Source organism: Bacillus massilinigeriensis, from assembly GCF_900117315.1.
GTDB lineage: Bacteria > Bacillota > Bacilli > Bacillales > Cytobacillaceae > Bacillus_BE > Bacillus_BE massilionigeriensis.
The window spans coordinates 2,619,035-2,630,921 of the sequence record NZ_LT630337.1 but is presented as its reverse complement, the minus strand read 5'-3'; the positions used below and the strand labels follow the sequence as shown (position 1 = coordinate 2,630,921).

The window sequence follows — 11,887 nt, the reverse complement described above, 5'->3', positions numbered from 1 at the left end:
TCCTCTAAAAATGCTAAAGCATTTTTATCGTGCGGTGTGATTTCGATGAAGCCTTTTCAATGTCCTCTAAAAATGCTAAAGCATTTTTATCGTGCGGTGTGATTTCGATGAAGCCTTTTCAATGTCCTCTAAAAATGCTAAAGCATTTTTATCGTGCGGTGTGATTTCGATGAAGCCTTTTCAATGTCCTCTAAAAATGCTAAAGCATTTTTATCGTGCGGTGTGCTTTCAATGAAGCCTTTTCAAAGTCCTGCGGGAAAACGGGGCAGGGGAGACCCCGCAGGAGCGTTAGCTAGAGGTAAGCTCCCCGTCACGCCCGCGAACCGTTTGCGCCTGGAACGGAAATCAACATTCAAGTTTAACAGAGCCTTTGTTTAAAGAAGGGTTTGAGCAACCAATTATGAACGCTCTAGGGGTCTATGTTAAAATAATTCTAATCTCAATATAAAGGGGAGATACAATGAAAATCATATCCATCGAGCCAACTCCTAGTCCAAATACAATGAAAATAAATTTAGATGAAGAGCTTCCAAAAGGGAAGAGTAATAACTATAAAAAGGCCTCTAGTGAGGGTGCACCACAAGTAATTCGAGAAATATTAAAAATTGAAGGAGTCAAGGGAGTATATCATGTTGCTGATTTTTTAGCAGTTGAAAGAAATCCTAAATTTGACTGGAGGGAAATTCTACAAAAGGTAAGGTCCGCCTTTGGAATGGAGGCTGAAGAAGTTCAATCTCCTTCACAATTGGATGAGCATTATGGGGAAATAAAGGTTTTTGTTCAAATATTTAAGGGGATTCCCTATCAAGTGAAATTAATAAATGGACAGGAAGAAAAGCGATTTGGCTTATCAGAGGCCTATACAGCAGCAGTTGAGGAAGCGACAAACGAAGGAGATAATGTCGTTTATATGAGGAAATGGCAGGAGCTTGGAATCCGTTATGGAGATTTTGAGCAAATTGGCAAAGAAGTTGTTGAGGAGCTTTATGCTACTTACCCACCAGATAGATTAAGAGAACTTGTCATACAAGCAAAGGGAGATAAACAAGCCAGCATAATAAAAAGAGGGAATTTGATGAAAGTAGACCTTGAAAGTTTCAAGCATTCAGATTGGCTGGTGAGGTTTCAATTACTTGAAAGGATGGAGGATCCTGTTATCGAGGATTTACCGGTATTAGCTGAGGCTTTACAAGATGAGAAGGCATCGATTCGTAGACTAGCAACGGTATATTTGGGAATGATTAAAGATAAGCAGGTGCTTCCCTACCTTTATCAAGCATTAAAGGATAAAAGTGTTTCCGTACGTAGGACTGCCGGTGATTGTCTTTCGGATTTAGGATTTACCGAAGCAATGGAGGAGATGATGCAGGCTTTAAAGGACTCAAGCAAGATTGTACGTTGGAGGGCTGCGATGTATTTGTATGAAGTTGGTGATGAACGGTCTCTCCCTGCTTTAAAGGCTGCTGAGAATGATCCGGAATTTGAAGTGAGTATGCAAATAAAGCTTGCTATTGAGCGTATTGAACATGGGGAAGAAGCAAGAGGATCAGTTTGGAAGCAAATTCTTGAGTCAAGGAAGAACCAATAACCTAAAGCTTGTTCAAAAATGTACACAAACATTAAAACAATAAGCCATTCATCAAGAAAAACCATACACTAATACAAATCGGTTGTAAAACCTGAACGTAATGGTAACATCTTGACGAAATGGCTTAATTTTTCGGACTAAATTGCAATGGTTTTATCTGTTCATTTATTGGCTGAAAAGTATAGCCCATCGCTTGAAGTTTATCAATTAGCTTAGGCAACGCTTTTACAGAGATTTCCGTGTCATGTAACAATATTACTGGTGTGATGTCATGTTTCTTAAGTTGCTTTACTTGATTCACTACATGATTCACTAAGTATTTTCCTGATTTATTTTTGTTTAGCCAGTCTTCACTATCCACATTCCAATCCCACATAATAAATCCGGCATGATCTAAATATTTCTTTTGAATAGGTGAGAGATTAGGAAAGCTCCCATATGGTACCCGAATTAAGAGGGTTTCCTCTCCACTTGCTTTAAGAATTGATTTTTTGCAAGTGTTCATTTCCACTAACGGTGATTTTTTTGTTTGATAAAACCGGTCAACACGATGTGACACACCGTGGCATCCTAAGGAATTGCCTGCCTTGTTGACTGCAGCAACCATTTCTTTATTTTTTAATATATTATCATTTAACATGAAAAAGGTTGCAGTGGTCTTTTTCCTTTTGAGGATATGAAGGATTTTTTTTGTATGCTGATTAGGTCCGTCATCAAATGTCAAATAAATATTTTGAGTGTATTTGTTGAAATTTTGCTTAATGTTTATATTCTTATTTGCTAATGCCATAGATTTATATGGTTGTGGGCTAATAAGAGCAGAGTCACTTATTTTTGAATTAGCTTTAACTCTATCATTTTGAAAAAAACTTAATTCTACAATGGTGTAACTAACACTAAATAATGCACTAAGGCATAATAAAAATATAATTAAATGAATCCGCCGCTTGTTAAACATATTTACTCCTTTGAAAATATAATACATTTTAATCATAAAGAAGTTTTTAGTAGAATGGTAGGGAAAAATGTCATGTTTTGTAAAAAAAGATTACCTTCTCACTAGTAAGGTCACACTCGTTGCATTAAAAGGCCTATATATTGTATGCTAACAAAGAAATCAAAAGGGAGGTTTTTCATGATGTCAATGGCTTATGAAGAATATATGAAGCAGATGGTTAAACCTATGCGTGAAGAATTGGTGAATAATGGCTTTAAGGAGCTCTTTACTGCAGATGACGTAGAACAATTCATGGAAAACGTTGATGGTACAACATTAGTAGTTGTAAATTCTGTTTGTGGCTGTGCTGCTGGTCTTGCACGACCTGCAGTAAATCAGGCTCTTCAAAATTCGAAGAAAAAACCTGATCACTTAGTAACGGTATTTGCTGGTCAGGAAAAAGAGGCAACAGCTAAAATGCGTGAATATTTTGTTGAAATAGAGCCTTCATCTCCGTCAATGGCACTTCTAAAAGGAAAGGAAGTCGTTCATTTCATTCACCGTCACGATATTGAGGATCATTCTATGGAAGAAATAATGGAGAATGTCATTCATGCATTAGAAACATATTGTTAAAAAATTACTAAATCAAGGATGTCTCAATGGACGTCCTTTTTTTATTTGAAGTGAAAATTGTATAAAATAAAAATGGTTTATCAAATAAAAAGGATAGGATCTATATGTTTATCACAACAGCAGGAAGAACAAATAATCGCTTAGTTGAAAAGGCAAAAAGCATGGCAAATGAACTAAAGATTGAATATGTTTCAAGGCGTAAAAACTCGATTCAAGCGGTTCAACAATTATTAAATGACGATTGTATCGTGGTTGGCAAGGACCGGTTAGAAATGTATCCAATTGGTGGGAGTAAACCCTTCTTTTTCCACCCAAATTCAGCCATGTTCCGAGTAAAAAGAATTATGAGGGGAGAACCCGACCCATTTTTACAGGCATGTAATCTCAAAAGTGGAGAGCGGTTTTTGGATTGTACCTTAGGTCTAGCTTCAGACAGTATTGTGGCAGCATATAAGGTTGGAAATGAGGGTTCAGTGGTAGGAGTTGAAGGAAATCCCTATTTAGCTTATATAGTAGCCAATGGCTTACAAGAATGGGACTCTAATTCTACTGGTATCAATAAGGCAATGAGGAGTATCCAGGTCATTCATCAATTATCAACTGAATATCTAAAATCGCTGGAAGAAAACAGCTTTGACTGCGTGTATTTCGATCCTATGTTTGAGGATCAAATCATTGAATCTGACGGAATACAAGGATTAAGAAGATTTGCAGTTTATATTGATTTAACGGAAGAGTTGATTCAAGAAGCAAAAAGAGTGTCAAAAGGTAGAATTGTATTAAAGGACCACTTTAGAAGCGAGCGGTTCAAGAGATTTGGGTTTGACGTTTATACTAGACCATCTGCAAAGTTTCACTTTGGGGTGATTGAAAAATAGAAAAACAATTTGTCAATCAGTAATAGAAAGGTAAACAAAATACCCTAATAATAAAAAGGTTGCAATGATAAAAAGAATATTCCATTCCATTTTGATTCCCTCCTAAGTATTAATCAACTTACCTATATTTACGATAAAATTAATAAAATTATGAAACTATTTTTGAATTTTTTCGTAAAGTGAGTATATTATTAGATTAATAGTTTTTGAATATATGGTTTTAAGTGAGGGTAAAAAAGATGAAGGTAAAATTGGCTAACCGAATGAATGCCTTTCAAGAGAGTATCTTTTCGGAATTAACCCAAATGAAAAAAGCTGAAATTTCAGCGGGGAATGCGGTCATTGATTTAAGTATTGGTAGTCCCGACCTTCCTCCACCAACCTTTATTTCTGAGGTAGTGAGTAAATATGCAAATAATCCAGAGATGTATGGCTATTCCTTAACTGGAACCTATGAATTTTTGGAGGCAGTGAGTACCTTTTATGCTCGTAACTATGCGGTTTCCTTAGACTCGAAACACGAAGTATCACAGCTAATGGGTTCTCAGGATGGACTTGTACATATACCAATGGTCTTTTGTAATCCTGGTGATTATATATTAGTTCCTGACCCTGGCTACACTGCCTATGCAACTGGTGCTGCGATGGCTGGGGCCAATTTATATCCTCTGCCATTAAAAAAGGAAAATCAATTTCTTCCAGATTTAAAGGAGATTCCAAAGGATGTACTTGATAAAACCTCCATGCTAATCTTGAATTTTCCTGGAAATCCTGTACCTGCTTTGGCTACAAAAGAGTTTTTTGAAGAAGCAATTCGATTTGCTAATAAGCATAACATAATTATTCTTCATGACTTTGCCTATTCGGAGCTCTACTTTGATGAAAAACCAATTAGCTTCTTATCGATCGAGGGATCTAAGGAGGTTGGGATTGAATTGAATTCCCTGTCAAAAAGCTTTAGCATGGCAGGCTGTCGTGTTGCTTACGCAATTGGAAACAGGGAAATGATTCATGCAATTAATCAGTTTAAGTCAAATATCGATTATGGAGTATTTTTCCCAATACAATCGGCAGCAACAAATGCCCTTTTGGATGAGTCGAACTTTTTAAGTGAGAACCGGAAAATTTACCGCAAGAGAAGAGATATATTAGTTAATGGATTAAATGAAATTGGCTGGAGGGTTGCTTCTCCAAAAGCCTCAATGTTTGTTTGGGCAGAGATTCCTCCAAGTTATCAATCATCCAAACAATTTGCTATTGATTTAATCCAAAAAGCAAAAGTCGTTGTTACTCCAGGAGTCGCCTTTGGGAAATGGGGAGAAGGGTATGTCAGAATGGCCCTTGTTCAACCAGAGGAGCAATTACTTCAAACAATCAAACAAATTGAAAAAAGTGGAATTTTGAAGAAATCATCTCTGATAAAATAGTGAGGGGGTTGTATAGATAATGCCAATTTGGATTCGAAAATCACTTGTTGTATTAATATCGATTCTAACCTTTGGATTAATTACCCCAACACAAATATCATTTATTGAAAATGGAAATGCGAATAAATTACCTAAGAATGATGCTTTAGAAGAAAAGGTTATTAATCCAAGCTATCAGGAGCAAGAACGTTATTCCACTGAGGAAAAGATTAATAAGGAGGTTATACTTAGTCAAATTTTTCAGCAGGCTGAAGATCAGTCATACTTAAAATTCGGTGAAAAAATTAAACCGGTTATTCATGATGAATTTAAGGAAATTATTTTTCCAAATATAGAATCAGCGATTAAGGAAGCGGTTGCGGAATTCCCTGAACGAGACTTGAAATACTTAGCTGTTTCTGAAATACCCGGGAAAGGGAACGCCGAAAGGATTTTTCATATTACAGACATGAAGAAGAACCAGGATATAATGAGATTTCATGTGAGACGAGATCATCCACCACAACAAGGTTATTGGTATAACTTCCATTATCATACTTACCATGATGCTTTTGAAACCCATCATGAGCTTGGTTCTATTTATTGGGGGAAAAATACCCCGCCAAAATGGATGAGTTAGCAAAGGAAGATAAACAAGGGATATGCCCTTGTTTTTTTGCTTATTATTGATTGTGTGGAGAATATTACAATACTCTCATAATATTCCCTTCAAGGCTCCTACTAATTATGTAACCAGCCTATGATATAATTTTAGATAGATTAAAAGATTGGTTACTTTAGATAGAAAGGAATACCTTATGCGTAAATCGATAATCATCCTTGGACTAATGGTGTTCTCATTTTTGCTACTTGGAAAGTCTCAAGCTACTAGTCCCGATATTTACTTAGGGGAAATGGATGATACCTCTGATTTAAAAAGCCTACTTAATCTCAAATCTCATAGAATCCTTGATCAAATCATCATTTTACCTAAGGATGAATTTGAGACCACTAAGGCAGCGGAAATAATCTCAAGAATTGATCGTCTACCCACAACGCTATTAACAAAAATTAAAGATAAAGGGATTGTCATAAAGCTTTTTAATGGAAAATTAACGGATAATCCAACAGTAAGACATCTAAAAGGGGTTTCACCAAGGGGCTATATCGGTGGACATACTTGGGATGATGTTCCTGGTATCGGTGGGTCTAAGACAGTTTTAGTCAAGATTGGATATAGTAACAAGGGAATGGACCATGGATCAGTGAATCTGGAGCTCCATGAGCTTGCTCATTCAATCGATCGACATGTATTTAATAATATCCGCTATCAAAAAGGCTTCCTAAATATTTGGGGGGAGGAAAAGTATCTACTCTTCCCTGGTCAAACCTATTTTCTTTCCTTTCCTGAAGAATATTTTGCGGAATGCTTTGCCCTTTATTATCTAGGAGGAGAATATAGAGAACTACTTTTAGAGAAGGCACCAAAAACTTATAAATTTATTAAATCTCTAAAATAGAATAGAAGTAGTGTAATTTCTCCTTCCTATTGGTAAAATAGATAGGATGAATAGGCTTAAAGGTGTGTGAGGAATGAAACAATATTTACAATTATGCAGGCATGTACTAGAAAATGGAGTTAAAAAAGAGGATCGTACTGGAACTGGGACCATTTCCACGTTTGGCTATCAAATGAGATTTGATTTACAGGAAGGATTTCCACTTCTAACAACAAAAAAGTTACATTTAAAGTCTATCATTTATGAACTACTTTGGTTCTTAAACGGTGATACAAACGTCAAATACCTTCAAGATCACGGGGTTAGGATCTGGAATGAATGGGCAGATGAAAATGGAAATCTCGGTCCGGTTTACGGTCATCAATGGCGTTCTTGGACTGGTTCGGAAGGTCAAACTGTCGATCAAATTAGCGAGCTAATAGACCAAATAAAGACAAATCCTAGTTCTAGAAGGTTGATTGTCAATGCATGGAATGTAGGAGATATCGAAAAGATGGCCTTGCCTCCGTGTCATTGTTTATTTCAATTTAATGTTGCAGATGGGAAACTATCCTGCCAGCTATATCAACGTTCAGCAGATGTATTCCTTGGAGTTCCTTTTAATATTGCATCTTATGCTATATTAACGATGATGATCGCTAAGGTTTGTCATTTAGAGCCTGGTGAATTCATCCATACATTTGGTGATGTCCACATTTATCAAAATCATCTTGAGCAAGTTCATTTACAATTAACACGTGAGCCTCGAGAACTTCCGAAAATGAAAATTAATCGAGAGGTAGAAGATATTTTTTCATTTGAATATGAAGATTTTGAATTAGTGGATTACAACCCACATCCTCATATTAAGGGAGTGGTCAGTGTTTGATTTCTTTATTATGGGCAATGGATGAGAATAGGGTAATCGGTAAAAACAACGAGCTTCCTTGGCATCTGCCTGAGGACTTAAAATATTTTAAAAGAGTAACGATGGGCCATCCCATTATTATGGGACGGAAAACATATGAGTCCATTGGTCGCCCATTACCTGGAAGAGAAAATATCATTATGACAAGAAACCAAGATTACAAAATGGACGGATGTCAAATTATGTCATCCGTTGATGAATTACTTCGATTTAACAAAGCACAAAATGATGAGGTATTTGTGATTGGCGGAGCTGAGATATTCAAGGAGGTTCTTCCTTTTGCCGACAGATTATATTTAACACAAATTCATGAAGCCTTTCCTGGAGATACCTTTTTCCCTGAAATCAAAATGGATGAATGGAAATTAATCTCTTCCGAAAAAGGGATTAAGAATGAGAAAAATCCATTTGATTATGAATTTCTTGTCTATGAGAAAAAATAACTAAATGCCATGAATAAACAAGTCAAGTCAAAATGACTTGTTTATTCTCTTTTAAAGAAGAACCCAGCTCATGATTATTAATTTAGTAGATTAATAATCATTGGATACTTACCGGAGGATTTACATGCTTAGATTACTAGCTTGCTTTTTTTATATGAGTGGTTATTTAATATATAGCCTACCAACTCTATCGAAAATGAAAAAATTCAATAAAGAGGTTCCTGTTGCAGAAAGAGATAGGATGATTCATGACATGCCGAAAAGATGGTCACGAACCATTATGAGAATAACAGGTTCCAATATTACGATTCAAAATCAAGAATTAATTCCTGATGGTCCAGTTGTTTTTGTGTGTAATCATGAAGGTGATTTTGATATACCCGTTTTACTTGGCTTTATTGAAAAGCCGTTTGGATTTGTATCCAAGATTGAGGTTAAGAAGGTACCGATCATTTCTTCTTGGATGGAAGCAATTAACTGTGTCTTTCTCGATCGTGCCAATCCAAGACAGGCCGTTCGTTCGATTCGAGAGGGCGTTAATATCATCAAAAAGGGTCACTCCATACTTGTTTTCCCTGAAGGTACTAGAAGCAAAGGCGGGCCAATTGGAGAATTTAAATCAGGGAGCTTTAGACTAGCAAGGGGGGCAGAGGTTCCGGTTGTTCCTGTAAGAATTAAAGGAACATCTGAAGTTTTTGAAAGAAATGGAAGATTAATCAAGCCAGCAAATATTACCGTTACAATCTGCCAGCCTATTGAAGCAGAAATACATAAACATAAGGACTTAAATGAATTAGCAAAAGAGGTTCAACAAATTATTTCTAATAAATAAGTGGATTATTCATTATTTTATCAATGATAACTATGGAAGCGGGCTAACCTTATTAGTCCCGTTTTTTTATTTAGAAGTGATTCTTAAATGAAATAAAAAATAGTTTGATATAATTGAGAGAAAAATAATAAAATTTAAATAAATTTCATTGTAATGGGCGATGAAAGTGTTATAATGACAGAATTATAACGGGTAGAAATGAGGGTGAAGGTATGGAACAGAAGGTATTGAAAAAGAAATGGGTGCAATTAGAGGATGTCATGATTGCATACCAACAGCTTAAAGATATCGTTGCCCATACACCGTTGCAAAAAAACGAAAGATTGTCTGAAAAATATGACTGCAACGTGTATTTAAAAAGAGAGGATTTACAACATGTTAGATCCTTTAAGCTTCGTGGTGCTTATTATCTTATGAAATCTTTAGGCGAGGAAGCATTGAAAAATGGGGTGGTATGTGCATCTGCAGGGAATCATGCACAAGGTGTAGCATACGCATGTAAAAACTTAGCCGTAAAGGGTAAAATTTATATGCCAACAACTACTCCTAAACAAAAGATTCGTCAGGTGGAAATGTTCGGTCGTGGGTATGTGGATATTATTCTAGTTGGCGATACATTTGATGATTCTTATAACGAAGCGGTAGCATACTGTAAAAAAGAAGGTTCCTCCTTTATTCACCCATTTGATGATGAGATGGTTATTGCTGGACAAGGAACAGCTGCTGTTGAGATTTTAAATGATTGTGAGGAGCCAATTGATTTTGTCTTTGCGAGCATCGGTGGCGGAGGTTTGATGGCAGGATTAAGCACTTATATGAAGAGTGTGTCACCAAATACAAAGATGATTGGTGTAGAGCCACAGGGAGCATCTTCAATGAAAACCTCTATTGAATCAGGAGGAGTTACCCCTCTTGAAGAGATTGACAGTTTTGTTGATGGGGCAGCAGTAAAAATTGTTGGGGAAAAGACATATGACATTTTATCAGAGCTTTTGGAAGATACAGTAGTAGTACCAGAAGGCAAGGTATGTACAACCATTTTAGAACTTTATAATGAGCATGCCATCGTAGCGGAGCCTGCAGGGGCATTGCCAATTGCAGCCCTTGATTTTTATCGAGACGAGATCAAGGGAAAAACTGTTGTTTGTGTTGTAAGTGGGGGCAATAATGACATCGGTAGGATGCAGGAGATTAAAGAACGCTCCTTAATGTATGAAGGATTATTGCATTATTTTATTGTTAATTTTCCACAACGTGCAGGAGCATTAAGAGAATTTCTTGATGAAGTACTTGGACCGAATGATGATATTACTCGTTTTGAATATACAAAAAAGAATAATAAAGAGAATGGACCAGCACTAGTTGGAATAGAACTAAAAAGCAAAGAGGATTATGGCTCCCTAATTGCTAGAATGGAAAGAAAGAAATTTGCCTTTACAGAAATAAATAAGGACAGTAATCTTTTTAATTTGTTGATTTAATATTCCTTTATGTTAAAATGATTTTGATACTTTATTACCGTAGTTTTTTTGCACAATTACATAAAAAGTTTTTCATAAAAGATAGAATTTTCTGTTAGATGTGAATATCTCATGAACATTGGTGCAATCTCACTACCCAATAGGTGATAAACGTACTATAATCATGTTAGATTCATTAGATGAATAGTAAGGGGATGTTTCAACATGCTTTCGAACATTGGAATTCCAGGTTTAATATTAATACTAATTCTAGCATTAATTATATTTGGACCTAAGAAATTACCGGAAATTGGTCGTGCATTTGGTCAAACATTACGTGAATTTAAAAAATCTACTCGTGAATTAACGAGTGACGTAATTGAAGAACTAGATGATGAAAAGAAGAATGTGACTAAATAAGGTGTGAGTGATCTTACACCTTATTTTTCTTTCAATTCATGAGCATTATTGGCAGGGGAGAATTATGGAAGATAAAGAGTTAAATATGGTTGAACACCTGGATGAGCTTCGAAATAGAATTTTAGTTGCTGTTGCTGCTTTTATTGTATTTTTTGTCCTTGGATTTATTTATGTTAAGGACATATATAGCTGGTTGGTCAGGGATTTAGATGTAAAGCTGATCGTATTAGGTCCTAGTGACATCATCTGGGTTTATTTTATGATTGCTTCAGTGATTGCGATTGCCGCAACAATCCCAATTTTAGCCTTACAAATCTGGTTGTTTGTAAAGCCTGCATTAAAACCACACGAAAAGAAGATTACATTATCTTATATTCCCGCATTGTTTATTTTGTTTGTCGTGGGACTTGCTTTTGGATATTTTGTTATTTTCCCAATGGTCTTAAAGTTTTTAGTTGATTTAGGCGGAGATATGATGGTCACAAATTTTACCGCCGAAAAATATTTCCGATTTATAATGAATATGACCTTACCATTCGGAGTGCTGTTTGAATTACCAGTTGTTGTAATGTTCTTAACATCACTGGGAATTATTAATCCGTATGTTCTAACAAAAATAAGAAAATACGCGTATTTTGTTCTTGTCATCATCGCAATTGTCATTACCCCACCAGAATTTATGTCTGACTTTATGGTAACAGTTCCGCTACTATTCCTATATGAAGTTAGTATTAACTTGTCAAAAATCGTATACAAGCGCAGGTTAAAAAAGGAAAAGGAATGGGAGCTTGAAGAAGACGAATTTGCAACTGAAACTAAATAATACTGAAAAAGAAAGCTGTCGTTTTTGATAGCTTCTT

13 protein-coding genes are annotated in these 11,887 nt (G+C 35.8%); 12 read left to right on the top strand and 1 reads right to left on the bottom strand.

All coding sequences use genetic code 11. The features are described from left to right. Positions 1-460: 460 nt before the first annotated feature. The gene (locus BQ6100_RS13075; protein WP_075982034.1) at positions 461-1,588 is read left to right on the top strand and encodes a conserved virulence factor C family protein; all 1,128 of its coding nucleotides are present in this window, start codon (positions 461-463) and stop codon (positions 1,586-1,588) included. 124 nt (positions 1,589-1,712) lie between these two features. Here BQ6100_RS13075 and BQ6100_RS13070 read toward each other — a convergent pair whose 3' ends face one another. Then, positions 1,713-2,546 (bottom strand): polysaccharide deacetylase family protein, encoded by an 834-nt coding sequence (locus BQ6100_RS13070; RefSeq protein WP_075982033.1) that lies wholly within the window; start codon positions 2,544-2,546, stop codon positions 1,713-1,715. 180 nt (positions 2,547-2,726) lie between these two features. On the opposite strand from BQ6100_RS13070, the gene BQ6100_RS13065 reads away from it, so the two are divergent. The 11 genes from BQ6100_RS13065 to tatC all read left to right on the top strand — a co-directional run bounded on the left by BQ6100_RS13065 (position 2,727) and on the right by tatC (position 11,850). Next, positions 2,727-3,161 carry a BrxA/BrxB family bacilliredoxin gene (locus tag BQ6100_RS13065; protein ID WP_075982032.1) on the top strand — a complete coding sequence of 145 codons (435 nt, stop codon included), beginning with the start codon at positions 2,727-2,729 and terminating at the stop codon, positions 3,159-3,161. 104 nt (positions 3,162-3,265) lie between these two features. Beyond that, positions 3,266-4,039 carry a class I SAM-dependent methyltransferase gene (locus tag BQ6100_RS13060; RefSeq protein WP_075982031.1) on the top strand — a complete coding sequence of 258 codons (774 nt, stop codon included), beginning with the start codon at positions 3,266-3,268 and terminating at the stop codon, positions 4,037-4,039. A gap of 239 nt (positions 4,040-4,278) precedes the next feature. Continuing rightward, positions 4,279-5,466, top strand: coding sequence for an LL-diaminopimelate aminotransferase (locus BQ6100_RS13055; RefSeq protein WP_075982030.1), 1,188 nt, complete (start codon positions 4,279-4,281; stop codon positions 5,464-5,466). Positions 5,467-5,485: 19 nt separating this feature from the next. Next, on the top strand, positions 5,486-6,085 hold the full coding sequence (locus BQ6100_RS13050) for a YpjP family protein (RefSeq protein WP_075982029.1): 600 nt from the start codon (positions 5,486-5,488) through the stop codon (positions 6,083-6,085). A gap of 178 nt (positions 6,086-6,263) precedes the next feature. Further along, positions 6,264-6,965 (top strand): anthrax toxin lethal factor-related metalloendopeptidase, encoded by a 702-nt coding sequence (locus BQ6100_RS13045; RefSeq protein WP_075982028.1) that lies wholly within the window; start codon positions 6,264-6,266, stop codon positions 6,963-6,965. Between the two features lie 73 nt (positions 6,966-7,038). Continuing rightward, positions 7,039-7,833 carry a thymidylate synthase gene (locus tag BQ6100_RS13040; RefSeq protein ID WP_075982027.1) on the top strand — a complete coding sequence of 265 codons (795 nt, stop codon included), beginning with the start codon at positions 7,039-7,041 and terminating at the stop codon, positions 7,831-7,833. Beyond that, on the top strand, positions 7,830-8,315 hold the full coding sequence (locus tag BQ6100_RS13035; RefSeq protein WP_075982026.1) for a dihydrofolate reductase: 486 nt from the start codon (positions 7,830-7,832) through the stop codon (positions 8,313-8,315). The genes BQ6100_RS13040 and BQ6100_RS13035 overlap by 4 nt, the downstream gene beginning before the upstream one ends. 124 nt (positions 8,316-8,439) lie before the next feature. Further along, positions 8,440-9,147, top strand: coding sequence for a lysophospholipid acyltransferase family protein (locus BQ6100_RS13030; RefSeq protein WP_075982025.1), 708 nt, complete (start codon positions 8,440-8,442; stop codon positions 9,145-9,147). A 212-nt stretch (positions 9,148-9,359) separates the two neighbouring features. After that, a complete protein-coding gene (gene ilvA, locus BQ6100_RS13025; protein ID WP_075982024.1) occupies positions 9,360-10,628 on the top strand; it encodes a threonine ammonia-lyase IlvA in 1,269 nt (422 codons plus the stop codon). Positions 10,629-10,832: 204 nt separating this feature from the next. Beyond that, positions 10,833-11,027 (top strand): twin-arginine translocase TatA/TatE family subunit, encoded by a 195-nt coding sequence (tatA, locus tag BQ6100_RS13020; protein WP_075982023.1) that lies wholly within the window; start codon positions 10,833-10,835, stop codon positions 11,025-11,027. Positions 11,028-11,091: 64 nt separating this feature from the next. Further along, positions 11,092-11,850, top strand: a complete 759-nt coding sequence (tatC, locus tag BQ6100_RS13015) for a twin-arginine translocase subunit TatC (RefSeq protein WP_075982022.1) — start codon at positions 11,092-11,094, stop codon at positions 11,848-11,850. Positions 11,851-11,887 lie beyond the last annotated feature (37 nt).